20 protein-coding genes and 2 pseudogenes are annotated in these 24,924 nt (G+C 49.7%); 13 read left to right on the top strand and 9 right to left on the bottom strand.

Annotated elements, in window-relative coordinates:
• The 6 genes from pspB to tyrR all read left to right on the top strand — a co-directional run bounded on the left by pspB (window position 1) and on the right by tyrR (window position 5,060).
• Window positions 1–234, top strand: a complete 234-nt coding sequence (gene pspB, locus A7K98_RS10185; protein WP_087488457.1) for an envelope stress response membrane protein PspB — start codon at window positions 1–3, stop codon at window positions 232–234.
• Window positions 231–593: an envelope stress response membrane protein PspC gene (pspC, locus tag A7K98_RS10180; protein ID WP_087490457.1), complete on the top strand. Its 363-nt coding sequence runs from the start codon at window positions 231–233 to the stop codon at window positions 591–593. The genes pspB and pspC overlap by 4 nt, the downstream gene beginning before the upstream one ends.
• 33 nt (window positions 594–626) lie before the next feature.
• Complete coding sequence (locus A7K98_RS10175; protein ID WP_087488456.1) at window positions 627–875, top strand: phage shock protein PspD; 249 nt, start codon at window positions 627–629, stop codon at window positions 873–875.
• Complete coding sequence (locus A7K98_RS10170) at window positions 856–2,253, top strand: YcjX family GTP-binding protein (RefSeq protein ID WP_087488455.1); 1,398 nt, start codon at window positions 856–858, stop codon at window positions 2,251–2,253. The genes A7K98_RS10175 and A7K98_RS10170 overlap by 20 nt, the downstream gene beginning before the upstream one ends.
• Window positions 2,250–3,335, top strand: coding sequence for a YcjF family protein (locus tag A7K98_RS10165; RefSeq protein ID WP_087488454.1), 1,086 nt, complete (start codon window positions 2,250–2,252; stop codon window positions 3,333–3,335). Before A7K98_RS10170 ends, A7K98_RS10165 begins: the two co-directional genes overlap by 4 nt.
• Window positions 3,336–3,485: 150 nt before the next feature.
• Window positions 3,486–5,060 carry a transcriptional regulator TyrR gene (tyrR, locus tag A7K98_RS10160; protein ID WP_087490456.1) on the top strand — a complete coding sequence of 525 codons (1,575 nt, stop codon included), beginning with the start codon at window positions 3,486–3,488 and terminating at the stop codon, window positions 5,058–5,060.
• A 53-nt stretch (window positions 5,061–5,113) separates the two neighbouring features.
• On the opposite strand, the gene tpx is transcribed toward tyrR, so the two are convergent.
• Window positions 5,114–5,617, bottom strand: coding sequence for a thiol peroxidase (tpx, locus tag A7K98_RS10155; RefSeq protein ID WP_087488453.1), 504 nt, complete (start codon window positions 5,615–5,617; stop codon window positions 5,114–5,116).
• A 299-nt stretch (window positions 5,618–5,916) separates the two neighbouring features.
• Here tpx and A7K98_RS10150 point away from each other — a divergent pair, with 299 nt between their 5' ends.
• The 4 genes from A7K98_RS10150 to A7K98_RS10130 all read left to right on the top strand — a co-directional run bounded on the left by A7K98_RS10150 (window position 5,917) and on the right by A7K98_RS10130 (window position 10,452).
• The gene (locus A7K98_RS10150) at window positions 5,917–7,503 is read left to right on the top strand and encodes a peptide ABC transporter substrate-binding protein (RefSeq protein ID WP_087488452.1); all 1,587 of its coding nucleotides are present in this window, start codon (window positions 5,917–5,919) and stop codon (window positions 7,501–7,503) included.
• 162 nt (window positions 7,504–7,665) lie between these two features.
• Window positions 7,666–8,649, top strand: a complete 984-nt coding sequence (zntB, locus tag A7K98_RS10145; protein WP_087488451.1) for a zinc transporter ZntB — start codon at window positions 7,666–7,668, stop codon at window positions 8,647–8,649.
• A 388-nt stretch (window positions 8,650–9,037) separates the two neighbouring features.
• On the top strand, window positions 9,038–9,931 hold the full coding sequence (gene ttcA, locus A7K98_RS10135; RefSeq protein WP_087488449.1) for a tRNA 2-thiocytidine(32) synthetase TtcA: 894 nt from the start codon (window positions 9,038–9,040) through the stop codon (window positions 9,929–9,931).
• 248 nt (window positions 9,932–10,179) lie between these two features.
• Window positions 10,180–10,452 carry a putative hemolysin gene (locus A7K98_RS10130; RefSeq protein ID WP_087488448.1) on the top strand — a complete coding sequence of 91 codons (273 nt, stop codon included), beginning with the start codon at window positions 10,180–10,182 and terminating at the stop codon, window positions 10,450–10,452.
• A 311-nt stretch (window positions 10,453–10,763) separates the two neighbouring features.
• Here A7K98_RS10130 and A7K98_RS10125 read toward each other — a convergent pair whose 3' ends face one another.
• Complete coding sequence (locus A7K98_RS10125) at window positions 10,764–11,759, bottom strand: 2-hydroxyacid dehydrogenase (RefSeq protein ID WP_087488447.1); 996 nt, start codon at window positions 11,757–11,759, stop codon at window positions 10,764–10,766.
• Between the two features lie 162 nt (window positions 11,760–11,921).
• Here A7K98_RS10125 and A7K98_RS10120 point away from each other — a divergent pair.
• Both A7K98_RS10120 and A7K98_RS10115 read left to right on the top strand, forming a co-directional pair.
• A pseudogene (locus tag A7K98_RS10120) lies at window positions 11,922–14,537 on the top strand (YdbH family protein).
• Between the two features lie 14 nt (window positions 14,538–14,551).
• Window positions 14,552–14,704: pseudogene (locus tag A7K98_RS10115) on the top strand (YnbE family lipoprotein); the annotation flags it as partial.
• A 108-nt stretch (window positions 14,705–14,812) separates the two neighbouring features.
• Here A7K98_RS10115 and A7K98_RS10110 read toward each other — a convergent pair.
• On the bottom strand, window positions 14,813–15,412 hold the full coding sequence (locus A7K98_RS10110; RefSeq protein WP_087488445.1) for an FMN-dependent NADH-azoreductase: 600 nt from the start codon (window positions 15,410–15,412) through the stop codon (window positions 14,813–14,815).
• A gap of 266 nt (window positions 15,413–15,678) precedes the next feature.
• Between A7K98_RS10110 and hrpA the strand changes: the two genes are divergently transcribed.
• Window positions 15,679–19,578 carry an ATP-dependent RNA helicase HrpA gene (gene hrpA, locus A7K98_RS10105; RefSeq protein ID WP_087488444.1) on the top strand — a complete coding sequence of 1,300 codons (3,900 nt, stop codon included), beginning with the start codon at window positions 15,679–15,681 and terminating at the stop codon, window positions 19,576–19,578.
• Window positions 19,579–19,621: 43 nt separating this feature from the next.
• Here the strand turns inward: hrpA and A7K98_RS10100 are convergent, their stop codons facing one another.
• The 6 genes from A7K98_RS10100 to rstA all read right to left on the bottom strand — a co-directional run bounded on the left by A7K98_RS10100 (window position 19,622) and on the right by rstA (window position 24,916).
• Complete coding sequence (locus A7K98_RS10100) at window positions 19,622–20,431, bottom strand: trypsin-like serine peptidase (RefSeq protein WP_087488443.1); 810 nt, start codon at window positions 20,429–20,431, stop codon at window positions 19,622–19,624.
• A 110-nt stretch (window positions 20,432–20,541) separates the two neighbouring features.
• The gene (ydgU, locus tag A7K98_RS21655; protein ID WP_257789953.1) at window positions 20,542–20,673 is read right to left on the bottom strand and encodes a small membrane protein YdgU; all 132 of its coding nucleotides are present in this window, start codon (window positions 20,671–20,673) and stop codon (window positions 20,542–20,544) included.
• A gap of 39 nt (window positions 20,674–20,712) precedes the next feature.
• On the bottom strand, window positions 20,713–21,201 hold the full coding sequence (gene asr / locus A7K98_RS10095; RefSeq protein WP_087488442.1) for an acid resistance repetitive basic protein Asr: 489 nt from the start codon (window positions 21,199–21,201) through the stop codon (window positions 20,713–20,715).
• 181 nt (window positions 21,202–21,382) lie between these two features.
• On the bottom strand, window positions 21,383–22,867 hold the full coding sequence (locus A7K98_RS10090; RefSeq protein WP_087488441.1) for a carboxypeptidase M32: 1,485 nt from the start codon (window positions 22,865–22,867) through the stop codon (window positions 21,383–21,385).
• 1 nt (window position 22,868) lies between these two features.
• Window positions 22,869–24,188, bottom strand: a complete 1,320-nt coding sequence (gene rstB, locus A7K98_RS10085) for a two-component system sensor histidine kinase RstB (protein WP_087488440.1) — start codon at window positions 24,186–24,188, stop codon at window positions 22,869–22,871.
• On the bottom strand, window positions 24,185–24,916 hold the full coding sequence (gene rstA, locus A7K98_RS10080; protein ID WP_087490454.1) for a two-component system response regulator RstA: 732 nt from the start codon (window positions 24,914–24,916) through the stop codon (window positions 24,185–24,187). The genes rstB and rstA overlap by 4 nt, the downstream gene beginning before the upstream one ends.
• Between the last annotated feature and the right edge of the window lie 8 nt (window positions 24,917–24,924).

Here is a 24,924-nt window from a genome sequence, read left to right as displayed (position 1 = left end):
ATGAGCGCAATGATACTTTTTATGATCCCGCTGACTATATTTGTACTGTTTGTGGCCCCGATCTGGCTGTGGCTGCATTACAGCAATAAAAACAGCAACGGTAGTCAACTGTCACCTCAGGAAATGCAGCGTCTGCAACAGCTGACAGTAGACGCCAGCCGGATGCAGGAGCGAATCCGGGCCCTTGAAGCGATACTGGATGCAGAAAATCCGCAATGGAGGCAGCAGCAATGAACCAGCAGACTGTGACTTCACGCCGGTTATGGCGTGATCCGCAGAACGGTAAACTGATGGGTGTGTGTGCAGGGATGGCGGAATATCTGAATGTCCCCGCCAATCTGATCCGCATAATGGTGATTATCTCGCTGTTTATCGGACTGTTTTTTATTACAGTGGTCGTTTATTTCGCCCTTGGATTCTTTCTTGATAAAAAGCCAGTCTCGGAGGACTTCACAGCAGACACTCCAACGGCAGGGGAACTGCTGAGTCAGTTGGAACAGCAGATGCAACAGGGTGAGCAAAGAGTCAGAGAAATTGAACGCTACGTCACTTCAGAGACTTTTTCAGTGCGTAGCCGGTTTCGACAGTTGTAGGGAACCACAGGTGATTTCCGTCGGAGGTGAATTATGAAATATCAGCAGTCGCAGAGCAGATGGCAACGCCTGATGCCGGCGTTACTTTCGGTGGTAAAGTTTATCATTCTTACAGTGATCAGCCGGACTCCGGCGGGGATCAGCGCCAGGGTTCTGAACCGGGTAGCCCGGAAACCATTACGTATCGCGCTGGCACTGGTGCTTGAACCGGCGTTGTCTGCAATAATGAAGAAATTGTCGTCGCGCCTGTTCAGGGAGAAACATGAAGAAGCTGCAAAATGAGATAGTTTCGCTGGTGAACCGCGGGGCAGATAAACATCTGCGGCTGGCGGTCACCGGACTCAGCCGCAGTGGCAAAACAGCGTTTATCACTTCACTGGTGAATCAGCTACTTAATATCCATAATGGCGCCCGGTTACCGTTATTTTCGGTAGTCAGAGAGGAGCGGTTGTTGGGTGTAAAACGTATTCCTCAGCGGGATATGGGCATTGCGCGGTTTAATTATGACAGCGGACTGGCGCAGTTATATCAGCAACCACCGGAATGGCCGACTCCGACCCGCGGCATCAGCGAGATGCGGCTTGCACTGCGTTTCCGGTCTCAGGATTCGCTGCTGCGTTATTTTAAAGAAACGTCCACTCTTTACCTGGAAATTATTGATTATCCGGGGGAGTGGCTACTGGATTTACCCATGCTGGACCAGGATTATCTTCGCTGGTCACAGCAGATGATGGGGCTGTTGCAGGGCGAGCGAGGTGAACGTGCGGCTCACTGGCGTAGCCTGGTCGCAGGGCTTGAAGCCGGAACGGTTGCTGATGAACAACAGCTGGCCGATATTTCAGCCGCCTGGACCGCCTATCTGCATGACTGCAAAGAGAGTGGTTTACATTTTATTCAACCAGGCCGTTGTGTGATGCCTGGCGATATGGCCGGAGCCCCGGCTTTACAGTTTTTTCCCTGGCCTTTTGTTGATGATCTTTCCCTGTCCGGGCTCAACCGGGCGGATAAACACTCTACCTTTGGTATGTTGCAGGCCCGCTATGACTACTATTGTCAGCATGTGGTCCGCCGTTTCTATAAAGACTACTTTGTGAAATTCGACCGGCAAATTGTGCTGGTCGATTGCCTGCAGCCACTCAACAGTGGACCGCAATCGTTCAATGATATGCGACTGGCATTAACCCAACTGATGCAGAGTTTTCATTACGGGCAGCGGACATTATTACGCCGGTTGTTTTCGCCAGTGATTGATAAGCTTCTTTTTGCGGCCAGTAAAGCAGACCATATCACTCATGATCAGCATGTGAATCTGGTGTCGCTTTTACAGCAAATGGTTCAGGATGCCTGGCAGAATGCAGCTTTCGAAGGTATTAAAATAGATTGCCTGGGGTTGTCGGCTATTCGGGCAACGGAATCAGGCAATATCAGCCATCAGCAACAGGTGTTACCCGCGTTACGTGGTCACCGGTTAGCTGATGGTCAGCCACTGACTTTTTATCCCGGTGAAGTGCCGTCCAGGCTGCCAGCCCCCGGATTCTGGCAAACCCAGGGATTTCATTTTGAAGCGTTTCGTCCGGCTGAAATGGACAGTGATGCGCCTCTGCCGCATATCCGTATGGACAGTGCGTTGGAGTTTTTACTGGGAGATAAATTGCGATGAGCGAACAGACACCCATCAAACCGCGTGTTGACTTTAATGCCTCCAGTGAAGCCCGCCCTGAAGAACTGAGGCCGGCACAGCATTTTGACGGCGACGATACCTCGTTTACAGCATTAGCACCACTCAGTGATTTCCCTGAGGAAGAGGCTGCTGACGAAGAACCCGTGGTCGCTGCCTTACGTCCGCGCCGGTCACTGTGGCAAAAAATTGTACTACTTGCCGTGGTTATATTTCTGGTCAGCGTGGCCGGTCAGACGGTCAACTGGCTGGTTACCGCCTGGCAAAGCCGGCAATGGGCAGAACTGGGTGCTGCCACGGCACTTGGCCTGGTGGTTATTGCCGGACTTGGGAGTCTGGCAGTTGAGTGGCGGCGGTTATTTGTATTGCGACACAGGGCTCAGGAGCGCGATGAGGCTCAGGAATTACTGAGCAGTCACGGCAACGGTAAGGCCAGAGCCTTTTGTGAAAAGTTGGCTGCGCAGGCTGGAATAGATGCTGCTCATCCGGCCTTGCGCCGCTGGCAGGCAGAGTTACAGGACACTCATAATGACAGGGAAGTGATGGTACTGTATGCCGCCAGGGTGCAGCCGGTCGCAGATAAACAGGCCAGGGCTAAAATCAGTCGCTATGCTGCCGAATCGACACTGATGATTGCGGTGAGTCCACTGGCAATGGTTGATATGGCGTTTATTGCCTGGCGTAATATCCGGATGATCAATCAGATTGCCCGTATCTATGGCATTGAATTAGGTTATTTCAGCAGGTTACGGCTGTTCCGGGGCGTGCTGTTTAACATTGCATTTGCCGGGGCCAGTGAGCTGGTACGTGAGGTTGGCCTGGACTGGATGTCTCAGGACATTATGGCCAGATTATCTGCCAGGGCTGCCCAGGGGATCGGTGCTGGGCTGCTGACGGCCCGACTGGGCATTAAAGCGATGGAGCTCTGCCGTCCGTTACCCTGGCTCAACGACGATAAACCACGGCTGGCTGATTTTCGTGGTGAGTTACTGACTCAGTTGCGTGAATCGATGAAAAAGAAAACTCCGGCAGGGTCAAAAACGGATAACCGGTCTGACCAATAATTCAGGACTTACGTCAATTAAATGATACAACTCCTCCCTGTGAAGCGGTGGAGTTGTACATTGCTGTCAACTTTTCATGACACATCTCTTCTGCTGCGTCAGTTGCCGGGTTATTATGACAGATTAATGTCATGGCCGGGAAACAGACTGATGCGCCTCGAAATAATATGCAAAGACAGGTTAGGGCTGGTACGTGAATTGCTCGATCTGCTGGTCACCAGAAAAATTGATTTATATGGCATTGAAATAGTTGCACTGGAGCGCCTGTACCTGCGCTTTAGTCCTATTGCTTTTGATGAGTTCAGTTCTCTGATGGCGGAAATCCGTCGCACGCCCGGGGTAACCGATGTCCGGACAGTCACCGACATGCCTTCTGAACGAGAGAACCGGGTGCTGAATTCGTTACTGGTGGCGATGCCTGAACCTGTACTTTCCGTGGATTTAAAAGGACGGATAGAGTTGGCGAACCCGGCAGCGTTGAGCTTATTTGCTCAGGATGAGAAAAAAATCCGCCAGCATAATATCAGCCAGTTGATTGATGATTTTCATTTCCCACTGGTCAGTGAAGGTGACACTGTCACGCAGCTGACGCAATGTGTTTTGATTCATGGCCGTGATTTCCTGATGGAACTGATACCTATCTATTTACCGGATAACCAGGAACAGCAGGTTTCACCGGTAGGCGCCATGATTATGCTGAAATCTACGGCGCGGATGGGGCATCAGCTACAAAATCTCAGCAGTTCTGATGACTCCGGTTTTGCGCATATTGTGGCTGTCAGCCCTGTCATGCGTCAGCTGGTAAATCAGGCAAAAAAACTGGCTATGCATGATGCCCCGTTGCTGATTATTGGTGATACCGGGACCGGAAAAGATGTTCTGGCCAGAGCCTGTCATATGCACAGCAAGCGGAGTGCTAAACCCTTTCTGGCGTTGAATTGCGCATCACTCCCTGACGATGTAGCTGAAAGTGAGCTGTTTGGCCATGCTGCCGGAGCCTACCCTAATGCTTTAGAGTATAAGAAAGGATTCTTCGAGCAGGCCAGTGGCGGTTCAGTATTACTCGATGAAATTGGTGAAATGTCACCCAGAATGCAAACCAAACTGCTGCGCTTTCTGAACGACGGTACATTCCGTCGGGTTGGTGAAGAACACGAGGTTCACGTTGACGTCCGGGTTATTTGTGCAACTCAGAAAAATCTCCAGGAGCTGGTGACCCGTGGGGAATTCAGGGAAGATTTATTTTACCGGCTGAATGTACTGACGCTTAATCTGCCTGCATTACGGGAACATCCTCAGGATATACTGCCATTGACAGAGATGTTTGTTGCCCGTTTTGCAGATGAACAGGGGATTCGTTGCCCGGCTATCTCACCACAATTACCGGCATTTTTGGGGCGTTACAGCTGGCCGGGAAATATCAGACAGTTAAAAAACATCCTGTATCGCGCTATGACCCAACTGGAAGGTGATGAACTGCAACCCAGGGATATTGTGTTGCCGGAACAGTATATTGCAGACCTGACTCTGGATGATAATCTTGAGGGTTCACTGGATGATATTACCAGCCGTTATGAAAGAGCAGTACTGACCCGTTTATATGACCACTATCCAAGTACCCGTAAACTGGCTAAACGACTCGGAGTATCTCATACCGCTATTGCCAATAAACTGCGCGAGTACGGACTGAATAATAAGAAGGGTGCGGCAGAAGAAGCGGAGTAATCCGGAGCAGTATTAAATCAGGTCCGGGGAAGATTCCCCGGACCGAAAAACCGTTACTTCAGTACTGCCAGCGCAGCATCGTAATCAGGCTCGTTAGCAATCTCTGAAACCAGTTCAGCATGCAGTACAGTATTGTTTTCATCCAGAACCAGCACAGCGCGCGCAGTCAGGGCCTTCAGTGGGCCTTGTTCAATTTCGACACCGTAATCCTGTTTAAAATCGCTACCGCGCAGAGTTGACAGGGTAATCACATTATCGAGGCCGTCAGCACCACAAAAACGGCTTTGGGCAAACGGCAGGTCAGCAGAGATACATAACACCACCGTATCCGCCAGCTGTGAAGCCAGCTGGTTAAATTTACGTACTGATGTAGCACAGGTGCTGGTATCAATACTTGGGAAAATGTTCAGGACTTTCCGCTTCCCGGCGTAATCACCAAGAGAAACTTCACTCAGATCTTTTGCCACTAAGGTGAAGTCAGGGGCAGTTTTACCGGCAACCGGAAACTGGCCTGCGACTGCAACAGGCTGGCCTTTAAAGTTAACTGTCTGAGACATTTGCTGTTCCTTTTAATCATAAGTAATTTACTGTTACGCTGTGGGTTCAGGTAACAGTGCAAGTGACCTGCTAATTTATCCCACATTCTGCTGCGTTTTACGAGTCAGGCTCACAGAAATCCGGGCAAAAGGCAGTTCCTGTTCACCGGAACGCCCGGATATCCGCAATCATTGCGGCGTACCGGTAACGCCCGCGACCGGGAAGATAACCGCCAGACGGACACTGGCAGACCGGTTAAGGGAGCAGGCAGCAGCAAGTATCGTCAATACCGTCATCTGCACGACGGAACAGGGAGGGAATGATGGTTAGAAAGCTGATATTAGGTCTGCTGGCGCTGGCAGTTTCGGCCGGAGCAGCGGATATTCCGGCCGGTAAAGTGCCGGCAGGTAACCAGCAACTGGTCAGGCAGGTAACGTCTCTGCCACCGGTAGACGAACGTTTGAAGCAAAGTCACCCTGAAGATGCACCTTGGTTACAGGATCTGTTTGAAGGGCTGACCGTTGTTGATCACCAGGGAAATATTCAGCCGGGGGTCGCAGTCAGCTGGAGCAGTAATGATAACCGGCACTGGATTTTTACGTTGCGGAAAAATGCCCGATGGTCAGACGGAAGCCGGGTCACATCCAGTGATTTTGTCAATAGCTGGCAGCAACTTGCCGCGCCGGGCACACCTGAACGTTACCAGAATTATTTGCTGCAAAGCGGGGTGTACAATGCCCCTGAAGTGCTTAGCGGTGAGCTGCCAGGGCAGGTTTTAGGAATTACTGCCATCGATGATTGGCATCTGAAAATCACCTTGTCACGACCGCTGGCTTATTTTCCTGTAATGACGGCCCATCCGGCCTTTTTTCCGGATAAACCCCCGGCAGGTACTCCTGAAGCTCCGGTCAGCAGGCAACCCCGGCAATTCAACGGAGCATGGCAGTTAAACAGCCAGCAACCGCACTCAGTCAGCCTCGTTCCTAATCCCCATTACCACCATGCTGAGCAGACAATACTGTCAAAAGTGACCTACATTGAAATAAGCAACACTCAGGAGTTGTTACAGCGTTACTCCAGGGGAGCGGTTCAGATTTCTGCACCACTAAAAACTCCCCCGCAACTGACGGCAAAACTCGCCGATCAACTTCACCGCTCCCCACGGCTCTCTGCTCAGGTGCTGGTATTTGACCGTGTTAACGGTCCGACATCTGATGTGCGGGTCAGAAAAGCATTATCATGGAGTATCGACAGACAAGCCATCACTACAGATACCCTGCAAAACAAAGCGATAGCTGGCTGGCGAATGACGCCTTCAGCGGCAGGAAATTTTACACCGCCATTATTGTCTGCTGAACAACATCCACCTCAGGGCAGAATTAGCCAGGCTAAATCCTTGCTGCTGGCCGCAGGCTACGGCCCTTCGCGGCCGCTTAACCTGACATTCAGTTACCGTGATAGCGGGGATGAACCGGAGGTTGCTCATGCCATTGCCGCAATGTGGCAAAAACAGCTCAATGCACAAGTCACCCTGAAGCCACAGTCATCGGGTCAACCCCGGTTCTCAGGGGCGGATGTGACGACTGCCACGGTTCACGCAGAGTTTAATCATCCGGCAGCATTTCTTAATCAACTGACCACCGGTCACCCACAAAATATCTCCGGATTCAGTAATGCGGCGTATGACTCTCTGATTCTCAGAGCGGAAAGAGAGTCCTCGGAGCCGCTCCGAAATCAGGACTATCAACAGGCAGAGCATCTGATTGCTGAACAGGTACCAGTAGCCCCGATTTTTCAGTATGTTACGCAGCGACTGGTTGCTCCTGAAGTACAGGGCTATTCACAGGATAACCCGCTGGGGTATTCCAACAGCCGGGAGTTGTGGATTGAGCAACAGACAGAATAAAGTGTGGCGGCATCTTTAAATATCATGTTGATTTAATGAGTTATTATTCAGCAGGATTTTTTAACTCTGAAACGCACCTTTACGTTTTAAACATCTTTATTATTCAGCAATCCACTACAATACAGTTTTATGAAAACAGTCAGAATGAAGTAAGGGGAATTTGTGAGCATTATTGACGGTAAAGAACTGCATATCCCGGATGCGATTATTTCCTGTCAGCTGGACGGGCAAGGGGGCATGTTGCCAATCAGTGATACTGAGATGGTAAATTGTGAACGCCCATGCTGGCTGCACTTGAATTATGCTCAGCAGGGAAGTGCTGAATGGTTACAGGCTACCCCGTTGCTCCCGGATTCGGTCCGTGATGCCCTGGCCGGAGAAAGTATGCGTCCACGGGTCAGTAAACTGGCTGACGGTTTTATGATCACGCTACGCAGTATTAATTTCAATCATGACTCAAGACCGGATGAGCTGGTTGCGGTCAGAATCTTTATTAATGACCGGCTGATTGTTTCTACCCGGCAGCGTAAGGTAGCAGCAGTCGAAGATGTCTGGTCAAATCTGAAAAACAGCGTGGGTCCGGATAATGCCGGGGACTGGCTGGTCGAGTTTTGTGACTCACTGACGGACCATATCAGTGAGTTTATTGAAGATTTGCACGATAAAATTATCGATATGGAAGATGCTCTGCTGACAGGGAAAAGCCCTCAACGTGGTCAGATGGCATTATTGCGTAAGCAACTTATTGTTATGCGCCGGTATATGGCCCCGCAACGGGATGTTCTGGCACGAATTGCCAGTGAAAAATTTCAGTGGATGGATGATGCTCAGCGCCGGCTGATGCAGGATATCTCTGAAAGACTGGGAAGAGGGCTGGAAGACCTGGATGCCAGTGTCGCGCGTACCGCTGTACTGAATGATGAAATCGACTCACAGCGTGCCGAAGCAATGAACCGCCGTACCTATATTATGTCACTACTGGCGATGGTCTTTTTACCATCAACCTTTCTGACCGGCTTGTTTGGGGTAAACCTCGGAGGCATCCCCGGGAACCAGTGGCACTTAGGTTTCACAGTATTCTGTGTTGTGCTGGTGATTATCGCTGTGGGTATTACCTGGTGGCTGAAAGACAGAAAATGGCTGTAACAGGCGATGTGGATATAACCGGAAAAAGTATGATCTCAATCAACTCACCGTTGCTGTAAAAAGCAGATACTTCTTTCCGCAGGTGAATGCAACGTCAAGCGATGGGCGTTGTGCTCCACATTGTCTTACTTTTGAATTACTGCATAGCACATTTAATTCTTATGACCCCGGCGTTTCTGACGCCGGTTTTTTTTTGCGGCTAATATCCGTAACACTTCTGCTGTCTGCTCTGACCGGTACTCTCAGTTCACTTCCCCACAAATGCTTTTCTCTGATACAGCCTGATAAGGAGATTTCCCCGTTGAATAAAAATCCGTATAATCCGCTGCCATGCAGGCATCCAACCAGGAAATAACTGCCGGTTCGCCCGGCGATGTGAACAGAAGCTATGATTCAGACAGATACCAGAAAAGAAACGCTCGAATTCAACAAACTTCAGAAACGTCTTCGCCGGAATGTCGGTAATGCTATTACTGATTACCAGATGATAGAAGACAATGATGTTGTGATGGCCTGTATGAGCGGCGGCAAAGATTCATTTGCAATGTTAGATATTCTGCTGAGCCTGCAGAAGGTTGCCCCGATCAAATTTGAGGTGATTGCCGTCAACCTGGACCAGAAACAACCCGGATTCCCTGAGCATATTCTGCCTGATTATTTCGAACGGCTGAATATTCCTTACTATATTGTGGATAAAGACACCTATTCCGTGGTTAAGGAAAAAATTCCTGAAGGGAAAACCACCTGCGGTTTATGTTCAAGATTACGCAGAGGGACACTCTATTCTTTTGCCGAAAAGATAGGGGCGACAAAAATTGCTCTGGGTCATCATATGGACGATATTGTCGAAACGCTGTTTCTGAATATGTTTCACGGCGCACGTATGAAAGCCATGCCACCAAAATTACGTTCCGATGACGGGCGAAATGTGGTTATCCGCCCGTTAACATACTGCCGTGAAAAAGATCTGATTAGTTTTGCTGAGCAAAAAGATTTCCCGATTATTCCGTGCAATCTTTGCGGTTCTCAGGAAAACCTGCAACGCCAGGCGATTAAATCCATGCTTTCTGAATGGGACAAAAAAGAACCTGGCCGTGTGGAAAGCGTATTTAAGTCGCTGCAAAATGTCAGCCCAAGCCAGCTCGCCGACCGTGAACTGTTTGATTTCGAAAACCTGCCGCTCGACAGGCAGGGTGAACGCGAAGCTTATGCGTTCACAGAAGCTACCGTATCTTCTACCAACATTGATGAATCCTTGTTTATTAATGTGACCAATCTTTGAGCCTGTTTTTATTGATGGCCTGATATTTTCCTGCGGTGTAAACAGCCGCAGGAAAATGTTATATCACTGTAATTGGTGCTGGTTTATTGCAATATTTTCGGTGATAAATCTGCACAAATATTATCCGGGATAAATCTGCTGGTAATTTTCGTCAGAATAAATCGTAAATTCGTGTAACAGGTATCGACGGCAGACAGTTTGCTGACATATTCTGTGGTGCGAACTGACAATATTCCCGGAGTCGATTGATGAAAATAGCCGCATTGTTGCTGGTAAGTGCCTCTGTGTTACTTTCTGCCTGTAGCAGCCCCAACGATAATAATGAACCTCCTCAGCAGGCAACAGCCGCACATATTCAGCCCGTGGTTATGTCCTCTTTAGCCGAAAGTAACTGTGCCGGTGCAGGCGGGATTCTCGCTTATTCCCGACAACTGGATGGCAGCAGAATTGGTATGTGTCAGCTGGCCAATGGCAAACGTTGCAGCGAATCGGCATTAATTGGTGGATCCTGCGCCCGTTAAACCATTGATGCGCAGGGCTATTCATCGACATTCGGCCGGTATGGGATGGTCAGAGGGAAGCCGTTAAAAATTTGCGGGCCTGGCTATGACTGTGCCAGTCCCTGAATCACAGCGCGCTGATTTCACTCTTCAGAATGCAAAGCCCATTGTGAAAGGTATCATCACAAAGGTTTGACGGATTCCGATTTGCAATTCCTTTTTGTTGGATGCCTATGAAACGAAATCCCGCAATAGGCCAACCCGGCCTGCCGGTTCAGGCCAGGGATGGTGTTAATTAAGCACAATTACTGACTGCGTTGGCTGGTTTCCGGTCACTGTCCCGGTAGCTGGTTGGGACATTCTTCTCCCCGTGACAACTGCTGAAGATTATCCAGGGTGACCCGGGCAATAGAGCTCAGGGCTTCGGTGGTCAGAAAAGCCTGGTGCCCGGTAAATAATACGTTATGGCAGGATGACAGCCGACGGAATACATCGTCCTGAATAACATCATTCGATTTATCCTCAAAAAACAGATCACGTTCGTTTTCGTAAACATCCATCCCCAGCGAGCCAATTTTTTGTTGTTTAAGTGCTTCAATAGCGGCCTGTGAATCAATCAGACCCCCACGGCTGGTATTAATGATCATCACTCCGTCTTTCATCTGTGCAAATGCTGCAGCATTCAATAAATGATGGTTATCGGTATTTAACGGACAGTGCAGGGAAATAATATCTGACTGCCGTAAAAGTGATGGAATATCGGTGTATTCCACCTGCATATCCAGAGCCAGTTGTGACGGAAAAGGATCGCTGGCGAGCAGTCGCATGCCAAAACCTTTCAGAATTCGTAGTGTCGCCAGCCCAATTTTGCCGGTACCGATAATACCGGCCGTCTTTCCATGCATTGTGAACCCGGTCAGTCCTTCCAGCGAGAAATTGGCATCACGTGTTCTCTGGTAAGCACGGTGGATACGCCGGTTTAGCGCCATCATCAATCCGACGGCATGTTCAGCAACGGCTTCGGGAGAGTAAGCCGGGACCCTGACTACACTAATTCCAGCAGCGTCAGCCGCAGGTAAATCAACGTTATCAAAGCCGGCACAGCGTAAGGCAATATAACGCACACCCAGAGAAGCCAGCTCATGAATAACTTCTGCAGTACACTCGTCATTGACAAAAATACAAACCGCATCGAATCCCGCGGCGTTTTTTGCTGTATGACGATCAAGTTTAAAATCATAGAAAGTTAACGAAAATCCAAAAGACTGATTAATCTGTTGCAGGGAATGCTGGTCGTAATTTTTTGTACTGTAAATAGCGATGTTCATTACCGGACTCCGGAAAACTTTACAGGGAACAGTGTGTGATAATAGCGCTAAGTGATAATTTTACCTAAACTGGTAGCAGACAGAGTGTCTGTACTTAACCGTTACGGATGCTAGGGAAAGCGCTGAATCGGACACAGGATCTGGATACGGAATCAATTATTTATGAAAGGTAAGGCAACAGGCATACTGGTGGCTGTGCCCCTATTACTGCTGCTGTTTCTGGCTGCGGTAGGGACAGTTAACTTATGGTTGCCCCGTCTGGCTGTCTTCTGGCTGCCGAAAGGGGTCACTCTGGAGATGCACGGACATCTTCGGCCCGGGTTTAACCATCTGAAACTCCCCGATATCACGTTACGTGCAGGCGACTGTGAGGCTGCGGTTCTGCATGCACCTGATTTCGGTTATCGGGATCAGTTATGGCAGATAACTGCTGAACAGGTGCGCCTTGACTCCCAATGCCTTGCAAAACTGCCAGAGTCACCGTCATCGACATCCACGGCGAAAACACTGGCCAGCTGGCAGTCAATGTTGCCAGCGTTTTAGTTAAGCATTAGTCAGTTGCAGATACGCCCCTGGTCGCAGTATTCAGCCAGCGTGCATTTACTGAGCCAGCACGGCAGGCAAACCCTGACGCTGGAGGGTGAACAGCTACACCTGGACGCTGAACTGAATCAGAAGCAACTACTGCTTCGTCAGTTGAGTCTGACAGTTGCTGGTTTATCTCAGCCCCTTAACGTTTCCGGCAGTATCACGCTGGCAGAATTGACCAATCAACTACCACAGACAGGCAGGTTAAATGGTCAGCTATCGATAGCTGAAATTCCACTCAGCCTGGCATTTCACTGGCAACAGCAACAGGGCGAACTCACACTGACTACCCCGGGGCAATCACGACCGTTACTGAATCTGCCCTGGACTGTAACGCCACAGTCGGTGGATATTCATCAGGGACAATGGTTCTGGCCATTTGCCGGCCAGCCTCTGCAGGGCGGGCTGGCTGTGTCGGCAGAAAACTGGTCTTCCGGCCTGGATAATATCCGGTTTAGTGGGCGGATGAATGTACTGACCTCCGGGCTTGGCGGTAAGGGTAACGCGGTGCTAAGTTTCGGCCCTGGCAAACTATCGTTGGCGGAGAGTGATTTGCCGCTCAGACTGACAGGCAATGGCGGCGCGGAAAAGTTGCAGTTTTTTGCCAGCCTGCCAGCCCGGTTAACCGGACCTTTGTTGATGCCGGAAGTGCGTTTCCTGAGTGGTGCATTGCTGCGGGTTCGTGGAAGAATACTCGATACGTTACAGGTAGACGAAGCACGCTGGCCGCTGGCAGGAGTTCGTCTGAGTACCGCGGGGGTCAGCGGGCCATTACAGGCAATACTTAAGTTGCATGAGCCGGCTTACGGCCAGTATCGCTTACAACTCTCCGGTAAGGCCGACCATTTTTGGCCAGATAACGGTCGCTGGGCGTGGCGCTACTGGGGAAATGGTTACCTGAGACCGTTACAGGCTCACTGGGATATTCATGGACAAGGGCTGTGGGATGATAAGCTCATTACCGTACAGACTCTGTCGACCGGACTGGATCGGATAAAGTTTGCAGATATTACCGCAGAGTCACCCCGGCTGTTGCTTAGTAAACCTCTGCACTGGTCGCGGGACATCAGGACTCCGGAATTTAGTGGTGAATTTTTACTGACTACCGGAGTTTCACGTTTTGGTTATGGTGGGTCGCTGGCTGCAGGGAAATTACCCGTGACGATCCGCGGAAGCAGTCCTGATAATTTTCAGTACCAGGCTCAGCTGACTGCCGGTGAAGCCGGACCACTAATTTCACGAGGTCGCTGGGATGGTCAACGGTTACGTGGTCAACTCTGGTGGCCGTCTCAGCCACTACAGGTATTCCAGTCACTGGCTAAGCCAACGGTTAAAATGAAACTGACAGGCGGGACGCTTCGTGGGCAGGCCGCATTTTCTGTATCCGGAGAAGAGGGATTTCAGGCGGGCGGTCACTGGGTGATAAGCCAGGGCAGTTTGTGGACTCCGGATAATCAGATCAGCGGAGTCGATTTCTCATTGCCGTTTCGTTATCACCGGCAGCGCTGGCAGTTTGGATATCACCAACCGGTGCATCTGACAATTGGCAGGGTGACAAATCAGATAGCTATCAGCCATATTACTGCAAGTCTGCAGGGCTATTATCCCTGGAGTGAATCACATCCCCTGGCACTTACTGATGTCAGCATGTCGTTACTCGACGGTACCATGAGCCTGAGTGACTTAAGGTTGCCACAACATCAGCCAGCAGTGCTTAAGGCAGAAAACATCAGCCTCAGCCCGTTGATTACCGCATTACACCCAAAACAGATCGCCATGTCCGGTCGGGTTGACGGAGAACTGCCTTTACTGGTGGATGACCCACACTACGTGGTCCGTAATGGCTGGATAAAAAATAACGGTCCGTTGACTCTGCGGGTAGATAAAGACCTGATTGATTCAATTACCAGTAACAATATGGCTGCCGGAGTGGCGGTAGACTGGCTTCGTTATATGGAAATCAGTCGTTCGGAGGCAACATTACAGCTCACCAGCAACGGCGAGCTGACAATGAAGTCGAAGGTGCAGGGCACCAGCCGCTTTAGTAATAAAGACCAGCGGGTGAATCTGAATTACACTCACCAGGAAAATGTGTTCATGCTGTGGCGCAGCCTGAGTTTTGCTGACAACCTGCAATCGCAATTGTCGCAACATCTGAAATTACCTGCAGAAAAGGAACTGAATCAGTGAAAACCGTATACCTGATGGTCTGCCTGGTGCCGGCTTTCCTCCTGAGCGGATGTATCCCGCGCATCGAAGTGGCCGCGCCAAAAGAACCGATTACTATTAATATGAATGTGAAAATAGAGCATCAAATCACGATAAAAGCAGATAAGGATGTGCAGACGTTGCTGGAAGATGACACGGCGGATACGAATAATAAACAGCCACAGGACGGGAAAGCAGAGAAGCATTCGACAGATACAGAATAACCGTGCCGGACCCGCAGGTCCGGCAGCAGACTATCAGGCAGCCAGAATTGACTCGATAGCACTTTTAGCGTCGGTAGTAGCTTTAGCAGCAACTTCCGGGCCATAACCGTAACCTTCAGCAAACACAAAGTTCACGTCGGTCATTCCCAGGAAGCCCAGGAACAATTTCAGGTAAGGTGTCAGTAAGTCAGCAGGTGTATCTTTATGAACACCACCACGACTGGAGATAACTACTACACGTTTGCCTTTAATCAGACCTTCAGGGCCTGATTCGGTGTAGCGGAAGGTCACACCGGCGCGAGCCACCAGATCGAAATAGGTTTTCAGCTGGGTAGGGATGTTGAAGTTATACATTGGTGCAGTAATTACAATAACATCGTGAGCCTGCAATTCGTTGATCAGTTCGTCAGATAATGCTGCAACATCTTTCTGACGCTGTGACAGTGGTGCTTCTGAAGGACGCAGGCCACCAACCAGTTCACCATCCAGAACAGGGATTGCCTGATCCGCTAAATCGCGCACAGTGACAGTGTCACCTTTCGCGGTTGCCTGAGCGGCATAAAAATCAGCCAGCTGGCCTGACTGAGAATAACCGGCAAGGATACTTGATTTAAGGATCAGAACTTTACTCATTTGATATTTTCCTGTCTGTAAGGCGGAACATACATCCGCTGAATTACAAACACTCTACGGGGCTTCCGGCCCGGAGAAAAGCAGAAAATTTCGCGACCTATATTCGAAAAATCTGAACAACTTCTTCACCGACTTCGATGTTCAGAGATAACGGCTAAACAGCGATTATGTTACAATCAGCAGTAATCACAGACTGCCGGACAGAGCCAGCATTATTCTTCGTCACCCGGTCATTTTGTCATATAAAATCAAGGTAACAGATTATTATGTCTTCTCAGGATTTTTCACCATTAACCTCTCTTCGTCAGCGGCTGGAACCGTTGATTCTGCGTGATCGTCAGCAGCTGAAGCGACGACTCGTCGGTGCCGAAAAGGTGAAAAACCCACAGGAACGTGCGGAAATAGCCAGTAAGATTGAACAGGAAATCGTTGAAGCCGAAACCCGTTTGTCGCTGCGTATAGCATCAGCCCCACAACAGATAGAATTTCCGGACAATTTGCCGGTCAGTCAGAAGCAACAGGAAATTGCCGCCGCTATCCGCGATCATCAGGTGGTGATAATTGCCGGAGAAACCGGGTCAGGGAAAACAACTCAAATCCCGAAGATCTGCCTGACACTGGGGCGGGGAAACCGTGGACTTATCGGCCACACCCAGCCACGACGCCTGGCCGCAAGAACAGTTGCTACCCGGATCGCTGAAGAGATGAAATCTCCACTGGGCGATTACGTAGGTTATAAAGTCAGGTTTAATGATCAGGTCAGTGACAATACCCGCGTCAAACTGATGACTGACGGTATTTTGTTGGCCGAAATCCAGCAGGACAGACTGTTGTTGCAATATGACACTCTGATTATCGATGAAGCACATGAACGCAGTCTGAATATCGATTTTTTGCTTGGCTACCTGCGTGAGTTATTGCCGCGTCGGCCTGATCTGAATGTGATTATTACTTCTGCGACCATCGATCCACAGCGATTCTCACGTCACTTCTACAATGCGCCCGTAATTGAAGTGTCAGGCCGGACGTATCCGGTAGAGGTTCGTTATCGTCCGGTTTCAGAAGATTCCAGCGACGGTGACCGTGACCAGTTACAGGCTATTTTCGATGCTGTAGATGAGTTAATGCGGGAAGCTCCCGGTGATATTCTGATTTTTATGAGCGGAGAGCGGGAAATTCGTGATACTGCGGATGCACTGAACCGTCGGGAACTGAGGCATACAGAAATTCTGCCGTTGTATGCCCGACTGTCGAACAGTGAACAGAACCGTGTATTTCAGTCTCATGCAGGAAGGCGCATTGTACTGGCGACTAACGTAGCAGAAACCTCGTTGACCGTACCTGGTATCAAATATGTTATTGATCCGGGAACCGCCCGAATCAGCCGTTACAGCTATCGTACCAAGGTTCAGCGATTACCTATTGAGCCTGTCTCTCAGGCTTCAGCTAATCAGCGAAAAGGGCGCTGCGGACGCGTTTCAGAAGGGATTTGTATTCGTCTCTACTCTGAACAGGATTTTGATAATCGTCCGGCGTTTACTGACCCGGAGATCCTCCGTACTAACCTGGCCTCAGTGATTTTACAGATGACGGCGCTGGGTCTGGGGGATATCGCTGCCTTTCCATTTGTTGAAGCGCCAGATAAACGACATATCCAGGACGGTGTTCGCCTGCTCGAAGAGCTGGGCGGGATTTTGCCGGCAGTGGATGGTCATTACAAACTTACACCACTTGGCCGACAGCTGGCTCAGTTGCCGGTAGATCCGCGGCTGGCACGTATGGTGCTGGCGGCACAGCAGTTTGGGTGTGTGCGGGAAATGATGATTATCACTGCTGCATTATCGATTCAGGATCCGCGTGAGCGTCCGGCCGATCGTCAACAGGCTTCTGACGAGAAACACCGGCGCTTTGCGGATAAAGAGTCCGATTTTCAGGCCTGGGTAAATCTGTGGAATTATCTTCAGGAACAGCAGCAGTTGCTATCCGGCAACCAGTTCCGGCGCCAGTGTAAACTTGATTATCTCAACTATCTGCGGGTTCGTGAATGGCAGGATATCTACACACAACTGCGTCAGGTAGTCAAAGAGCTGCGCTTGCCGATTAACAGTGAACCCGCTCCTTATCGCGAAGTACACAGTGCACTGTTATGTGGTTTACTGTCACATATTGGTCAGAAAGACCTAGAGAAACAGGAGTTTACCGGGGCAAGAAATGCACGCTTTTCGATCTTTCCGGGCTCCGGATTATTTAAAAAACCGCCTAAATGGGTGATGGTAGCTGAGCTGGTGGAGACCAGCAGGTTGTGGGGCCGTATTGCGGCACGGATTGACCCGGAATGGATTGAACCGCTGGCTAAGCATCTGCTGAAATACCACTATAGCGAACCTCACTGGGAAAAAAGCCAGGGAGCCGTGATGGCGGTTGAAAAAGTCACTCTCTATGGTTTGCCGTTAATCAGCGGCAGAAAAGTTAATTACAGCAAGATTGATCCTCCGTTATCAAGAGAGCTGTTTATTCGTCACGCGCTGGTGGAAGGTGACTGGCAAAGCCGTCATGCTTTCCTGAAAAATAACCGTAAACTGCTGAACGAAATAGAAGATCTCGAGCATAAGTCCCGGCGCAGAGATATTTTGGTCGATGATGAAACGCTGTTTGCGTTTTATGACCAGCGTATTGGTCATGAGGTAGTTTCAGCCCGGCATTTTGATCAGTGGTGGAAACTGGTAAGTCAGCAGCAGCCGGAACTGCTCAGTTTCGATAAACAGATGCTGATCAAAGATGGCGCATCACAGGTTAGCCAACTGGATTACCCAAATTTCTGGCATCAGGGAAATCTGAAACTACGCCTGAGTTATCAGTTTGAACCCGGTACGGGTGCGGATGGCGTCACAGTACATATTCCATTGCCGTTACTTAATCAGGTTGAGGACAGTGGTTTCGAATGGCAAATTCCGGGTGTCCGGCGTGAACTGGTTATTGCGCTGATCAAATCCCTGGCTAAACCATTACGCCGAAATTTTGTACCCGCTCCTAATTATGCAGAAGCATTTTTACAGCGGGTAACCGATACCGACCAGCCACTGGTTGATCGACTGGAACGTGAATTTCGTCGGATGACCGGGGTCACGGTGAGCCGTGAAGACTGGCAGTGGGATGCGATACCCGATCATCTGAAAATTACTTTCCGGATAGCTGACGAGAATAACAAGACGCTGGCGGAAGGGAAAAGTCTGACAGCGCTCAAAGACTCACTGAAAGATAAGGTCCAGGCCACATTATCGGATGTTGCGGATGACGGAGTCGAGCAGCAAGGGCTGCATGTCTGGAGTTTTGGCGACTTACCGCAAAGTTATCAGCAAAAACGTGGTAACTACCAGCTGCAGGCCTGGCCTGCACTGGTCGATGAAAAAGACAGCGTAGCGATCCGTTTATTTGACAGCCCGGCAGAGCAAAGCAAGCATATGTGGCGTGGCCAGCGACGTCTGCTGTGGCTAAACATTCCGTCACCGGTGAAATATTTGCACGAGAAACTGCCGAATAAAGCCAAGCTTGGTCTCTACTTTAATCCTTACGGTAAAGTCACCGAATTAATTGATGACTGTATCTCATGCGGTATAGATAAGCTGATGGCAGAGCATGGCGGACCGGCATGGACGGAGAAGGACTTTAGCCGGCTGAAAGAGACCATTCGTGCGGAACTTAATGAGACAGTGGTGGCTATTGCAATACAGACTGAACAGATTCTGACCACCGTATTTCAGATTAACAAACGTCTGAAAGGTAAGGTCGATATGAGTCAGGCACTGGCATTATCAGATATTAAAGCTCAGATGTCCGGCTTGATTTATCGCGGCTTTGTTACAGGGAATGGCTGGCAGCATCTGAACGATACTCTGCGCTATTTACAGGCGATTGAACGCAGGCTCGATAAGTTGCCCGTGGATCCACACAGTGATCGTAGCAGGATGATGAAAGTTCAGGCGATGGAGCAACAGTGGCAACAATGGCGTGGCAAACTGCCGCCTCAACAACAGGATGATGAAGATGTCACTGCGGTTCGCTGGATGCTGGAAGAGTTGCGGGTGAGCCTGTTTGCTCAGCAACTGGGAACGCCATATCCGGTGTCTGAAAAGAGGGTTTTGCAGGCGATGGAGCAAAAGTCGTAACAGCAAGGAAAAGCGCAGCAGCACTGGCTGCTGCGCTGACGGGTCACTCGTGAGCTAATTGTTGTAACTTGCTATAAAATGAAGTTACCGCAATGGCACGGTTATCGGCGCGATAACGATCCTGAGCACCCGGAGCAGAACTCTGTACCGCTATAATCTGCCAGCCGTTTTCGGTGTTTAGCATCAGAGGAGAACCACTATCACCCGGCAGGGTATCGCAACGGTGAGATAATACCGATTTCTGCGCCCAGCCAGTGATCTGGCAATCCTGATGTGCATACAGATTATCCAGATGGTCAGCAGGATATCCCGCCTGAGTCACCAGATTATCTTTGGCTTTTAGTGCAGCAATCAACTCTGCGCGACTTCCTGAAAATACCGGCACCGGCTGAATCGCGGAAGGGGGATTATGAATAATAACCACCGCGTAATCGTAAGGTGCTGCCGAAGGGGGAACTATCCAGCCATCTCCGTCCGCTTTCAGTTTACCCATTAGCAGGGGTTCAACCCTGGCATCAATATCATGGATCTCATAGCGCCAGCCTTTAGCCGTAGCCATAAAACGAATTGCGACCGGAGGATCAAATTTTCCGGGAGGGGCAAGCAGGCAGTGACCCGCTGTCAGGGCAATATGGGGGGAAATAAGCGTGGCAGTACATAAATTGCCGCTGTCAGTTTCTAACTGGCCAATCGCATCCCAGGGCGCACTGTCAATGTCAGTGATAGCCTTACGATGATCTTTACCAAAGAACAGGGTTTTTATTTCGCCGGGAGTCGGTGTGTCATCGTCATCAGCGTGAACCTGCACACTCAAACAGAACAAACTTAAAACAAATACAGTCAGCAGGCGCATAATTCTCTCAACTGCGGGAAGTATGTAGATTAATCTTCAAATTATTGAATGATTACTATAGTCCGTAAGGTGATAAAAAGGGAGAGATATTGCGTATTTACGGTCTGAAGTTAAATAAAAAAGCTGGCAGCAACCACACCACACATTATGACCACGACCAGAATGATTTCGAAACGATAACGACGCACCATACTAGTAACTCCGGGAAAGAAACACCCGGCATAACCGGGTGTTTTAATCACTATGACGCGGATTCAGGAGTGTTCCTGGCGGTCAGGTGCTTATTTTTTTACTGATTTTTTAGCAGCTTTGTGGTGTTTTTTAGCAGCCTGAGCTTTCTGAGCTGGTGCTTTTTTAGCTACTGCTTTTTTGTGGTGGTGTTTTTTAGCAGCCTGAGCTTTCTGAGCAGCAGCTTTCTTAGCTACTTTTTTGTGGTGATGTTTTTTAGCAGCCTGAGCTTTCTGAGCAGCAGCTTTCTTAGCTACTTTTTTGTGGTGCTTTTTAGCAGCCTGAGCTTTCTGAGCAGCAGCTTTTTTAGCTACTTTTTTGTGGTGCTTTTTAGCAGCCTGAGCTTTCTGTGCAGCAGCTTTTTTCTTGGAAGCTTTTTTGTGATGGCTTTTCTTATGATGTTTGGTAGTAGTTGTATGAGCAACCGGAGCAGCAGTAGTTGCTGCAGCAGCTGGTGCCGGAGTTGCAGTAGTTTCTGCAGCGAAAGCAACAGATGACAGACCCATAGCAGCGGCAACTACCAGTGCAAATAATTTTTTCATTGCAAAATCCTCGAATTCATTTCATTTAATAGCCCACTGCGGGGCCGGTGAAATGAATATATGAGAATATTTTCAGGACGTCCGTTGCGGAATGGTATCGCTGTGTAACCGATTGTACAAAGTGTCAGGACTAGGATTTTTCCGAGTCCGATCAGCTAAAAAAAGCTGACCGGACAGAAGGTTAGGCGAGGTAACGTTGCTCGAGATGTTGGCGGAAAAACTGGCTGTTTAATGGCTCTCCGGTGGCATTTGTCAGCAATTGTTCAACCGATAACAGACTACCATGTTGCCAGATATTTTGTTTCAGCCAGCTGAAAAGAGGCGTCAGTTCACCGCGTGAAATTTCATCGGTAACAGAAGGGTGCTGTTGTCGGAAAGCTGCAAACAACTGAGCTGCATACATAGCGCCGAGAGTGTAAGTCGGGAAATATCCAAATGCGCCGTCGGTCCAGTGAATATCCTGCATGCATCCATTCTGGTAATCACCCCGGGTATCAAGCCCCAGATAGTGCTGCATCTTTTCGTCCCACAACGCCGGTATATCAGCAACTTCAATATCACCTTCAGTTAAAGCCCGCTCAATTTCATAACGTAACATGACATGTGCGGGGTAACTGACTTCATCTGCCTCAACACGAATCAGTCCGGGTTTCACCTGCTGTGCCAGCCGGATAAAATTGTCCATTTCCAGGGCCGGCTGAGCGCCGAAAGCATCAACAACACGGGGGTGAATCAGTTGCAGGAATTGCGTGCTGCGTGCCAGCTGCATCTCAAGCATTAAGCTCTGTGATTCATGAACTGCAGTGGAACGGGCAAGACCTGCAGGTAAACCAGCCAGACTGGCAGGCAGATTCTGTTCATAGCGCGCATGTCCGGTTTCATGAATAACGCCCATCAGCGCACTCAGGAACAACGTGTCATGATAGCGGGTAGTAATTCGTACATCCTGTGGAACGCCTCCGCAGAACGGGTGTGCGCTGACATCGAGCCGGCCATGGTCAAAATCGAAACCAAGTAATGCCATGGTTTCAAGGCCAAGTTTCTTTTGTGCGGCAACCGGGAAAGTGCCGGTTGGCGGCAGAGGCAAATTATGTGATTGTTTCGTGACCACTTGTTGTAACAGTGAAGGCAGCCATTGTTTGAGGTCGGTAAAAATGGTGTCCAGTTTAGTGCTGGTCATTCCCGGCTCATAAAGGTCCAGCAGTGCATCATAGCGCGATGTACCGTTGGCACTGGCACGGATATCTGCTTCCTGACGGGTTAGTTTAACCACTTCACGCAGATTGGCTGAAAACCCCTGCCAGTCATTGGCCGGGCGTTGTGTCCGCCATGCATGTTCGCAACGTGAGCCTGCAATAGCTTTGGCTTCCACCAGTGACGCTGGCAACACTGAAGCCTGCTGCCACTGGCGAGACATTTCATTCAGGCTGGCCCGTTCTGTCTCCGTCAGCTCTTGTTGTTCTGCAGCTTTCAGCCATTCACCCACTTGTTTGTCGGTGAGTAATTCATGACGAAGTAAACTAAGCTCAGCCAATGCTTCTCCACGTGCTGAACTCCCTCCCGGGGGCATCATGGTCTGCATATCCCAGCCAGCAATAGCGGATAAATGCTCAAACCGGGACAGGCGGCGGAATCGTTGACATAGCTGTTGGTAAGCGTCGTTCATATTAATCCCTCCGGGGACTGACTGAAGAAAGATAAGCTTCATCTGGCTGGTTAACCGGCCAGCAGAACCGTACACTGGCACCGCCCAGTGGGCTGCTGTCGATAGAGACGGTACCGCGAAATGCCTGAGCAATAGAGTGAACAATCGCCAGTCCGAGACCACATCCACCGGTGGCCCGGTCGCGGCTCGGGTCTAGTCTGACAAAAGGTTCGAACACATGCTCACGTTCTTCAGGGGGGATGCCCGGACCGTCATCTTCCACCTGCAGCAAACCGGTGTTGCCGTCAAACCATAAACTGATCCGCATACGTTGTGATGAGTAACGTAAACCGTTGTTCACCAGATTATCCAGTACCCGTTCCATCAGGCGTAAATCGGCATAACCCCGGTTTTCCTGTTGCGGAATATCCAGTTCTATCTGCTGGTCCGGGTGAAGGGAACGAGCGTCTTCCACCCGTTCTGCCAGCCAGTGAGCCAGGTCAAACTGCTGTAATTTCATATCTACTTTCGGGCGGTCGAGGCGGGCATAGGTCAGTAGTTCCTCGATTAATCCTTCCAACTGGCTGATATCACGATTCAGCGCTGCGGCTTCACTTTCGCTCAGGTTTTCGCTCATTTCCAGCCGGTAGCGCAGCCGCACCAGAGGAGTACGTAACTCATGGGCGATTCCATCGATAAGCTGTTTTTTACTGGCGACCAGCACCTTAATATTCTCTGCCATCTGGTTAAAGGCAATTCCTAACCGGTAAAGACTGGAAGTGTTATCAAAATTAGTTCGTGAATCGAGATCACCCTGGCCAAAACGTTGTGCGGCACGTTCCAGTCTTTGCATCTCTTTCCAGTGAGGACGCATCCAGATAAACACCGGCAGTGCCAGTGACATCCCGATAAATGCCAGCAAAGCAATATCCAGTAATCTCATCTGATGCAGATAAAACAGATAAGGAATAGGGCCGACAGATAACACGTAGTGGCTGCGAGGAATGTGTTGCAGGAAAGTATACTGATCATCCAGAGCAACGATTTCTCCGGCCCGTAAACGGCGCATTTCATCCGGTGGCAGATCATAGCGGGTCATGGGTTCGATATGCAGCTTGAAGGACAGGTTCAAATCCAGATTATCAATCGTTTTGTTCCAGTCCCGCGGAGGAATCTCACGCAGCTCACTGCGCATCAGATAAAGAGAACTGGCCATCAGATCATTCATAGACTGCCGGCCAGCACGCTCCGCCGTCATTTTATAGACAAGGCCTACCAGCAGTGTCATTACCAGAAAGCAGACGAACAATAACAGATAGAACTGGATAAACAGTTTCTTCATTCGGAGTGGGTATCCCAGGCCTGCGGTGCAAACAGGTATCCTTTATTACGGATGGTTTTAATCCGAAACGGTTCTGTCGCATTGTCATGGAGTTTTTTACGTAGCCGGGAAATAGCCACATCAATACTGCGATCCAGGCCGTCATAACTGACACCGCGCAGTGTTTTAAGCAACGCATCGCGGTTAAGTATCTGACCTGCATGGCTGGCCAGCTCCCAGAGCAGGTCGAAGTCGGCAGTAGATAACGGAATTTGCTCATCTGCCAGCGTTACTTCGCGGTTAAGCATATCAATGGTCAGGGTACCAAACCGGATCAGCCGGGCTGGGGCAGATCCGGAATGTTGTTGTTCTTCACTGTTAGTACTTTGCAGTGCCTGACGCAGGTGTAAGCGTAAACGGGCCAGTAGTACCGCAGGCGGCGTCGTTTTAAGAATATAGTCATTGGCACCCATCTCCAGTGCCAGGATATGGTTCATGTCACTATCGAGTGAAGTGAGCAGCACAATAGGTCCTGACCAGCGGGCACGCAGATCACGACAGAGAGTCATACCATCTTTTCCGGGCAGCATAATGTCCAGCATGACCAAATCCGGATCTTCTTCAACAATACGCTGTTCAGCACGATCTCCACGGGTTTCAACCACCACGTCAAAGTCGTGTTTTCCGAGGTAAGCAGCGATCAATTCGCCAACTTCAGGTTCATCTTCTACGTAAACAATTTTATTCATAATTAACA

This window comes from Tatumella citrea (assembly GCF_002163585.1).
Classification (GTDB): domain Bacteria; phylum Pseudomonadota; class Gammaproteobacteria; order Enterobacterales; family Enterobacteriaceae; genus Tatumella; species Tatumella citrea.
The sequence above is the reverse complement of the archived record's forward strand: the minus strand, read 5'-3'. Positions and strand labels throughout refer to the sequence as shown.

Bases quoted from the DNA above. Each gene is read 5' to 3' on its own strand.
- A7K98_RS10130 (WP_087488448.1), top strand. From the start codon at position 10,180: ATGAAAATAGCCGCATTGTTGCTGGTAAGTGCCTCTGTGTTACTTTCT.
- pspC (WP_087490457.1), top strand. From the start codon at position 231: ATGAACCAGCAGACTGTGACTTCACGCCGGTTATGGCGTGATCCGCAG.
- A7K98_RS10170 (WP_087488455.1), top strand. From the start codon at position 856: ATGAAGAAGCTGCAAAATGAGATAGTTTCGCTGGTGAACCGCGGGGCA.
- A7K98_RS10150 (WP_087488452.1), top strand. From the start codon at position 5,917: ATGATGGTTAGAAAGCTGATATTAGGTCTGCTGGCGCTGGCAGTTTCG.
- tyrR (WP_087490456.1), top strand. From the start codon at position 3,486: ATGCGCCTCGAAATAATATGCAAAGACAGGTTAGGGCTGGTACGTGAA.
- A7K98_RS10175 (WP_087488456.1), top strand. From the start codon at position 627: ATGAAATATCAGCAGTCGCAGAGCAGATGGCAACGCCTGATGCCGGCG.
- rstB (WP_087488440.1), bottom strand. From the start codon at position 24,188: ATGAAGAAACTGTTTATCCAGTTCTATCTGTTATTGTTCGTCTGCTTT.
- A7K98_RS10110 (WP_087488445.1), bottom strand. From the start codon at position 15,412: ATGAGTAAAGTTCTGATCCTTAAATCAAGTATCCTTGCCGGTTATTCT.
- A7K98_RS10165 (WP_087488454.1), top strand. From the start codon at position 2,250: ATGAGCGAACAGACACCCATCAAACCGCGTGTTGACTTTAATGCCTCC.
- asr (WP_087488442.1), bottom strand. From the start codon at position 21,201: ATGAAAAAATTATTTGCACTGGTAGTTGCCGCTGCTATGGGTCTGTCA.
- hrpA (WP_087488444.1), top strand. From the start codon at position 15,679: ATGTCTTCTCAGGATTTTTCACCATTAACCTCTCTTCGTCAGCGGCTG.
- tpx (WP_087488453.1), bottom strand. From the start codon at position 5,617: ATGTCTCAGACAGTTAACTTTAAAGGCCAGCCTGTTGCAGTCGCAGGC.
- pspB (WP_087488457.1), top strand. From the start codon at position 1: ATGAGCGCAATGATACTTTTTATGATCCCGCTGACTATATTTGTACTG.
- A7K98_RS10090 (WP_087488441.1), bottom strand. From the start codon at position 22,867: ATGAACGACGCTTACCAACAGCTATGTCAACGATTCCGCCGCCTGTCC.
- A7K98_RS10125 (WP_087488447.1), bottom strand. From the start codon at position 11,759: ATGAACATCGCTATTTACAGTACAAAAAATTACGACCAGCATTCCCTG.
- rstA (WP_087490454.1), bottom strand. From the start codon at position 24,916: ATGAATAAAATTGTTTACGTAGAAGATGAACCTGAAGTTGGCGAATTG.
- ttcA (WP_087488449.1), top strand. From the start codon at position 9,038: ATGATTCAGACAGATACCAGAAAAGAAACGCTCGAATTCAACAAACTT.
- A7K98_RS10100 (WP_087488443.1), bottom strand. From the start codon at position 20,431: ATGCGCCTGCTGACTGTATTTGTTTTAAGTTTGTTCTGTTTGAGTGTG.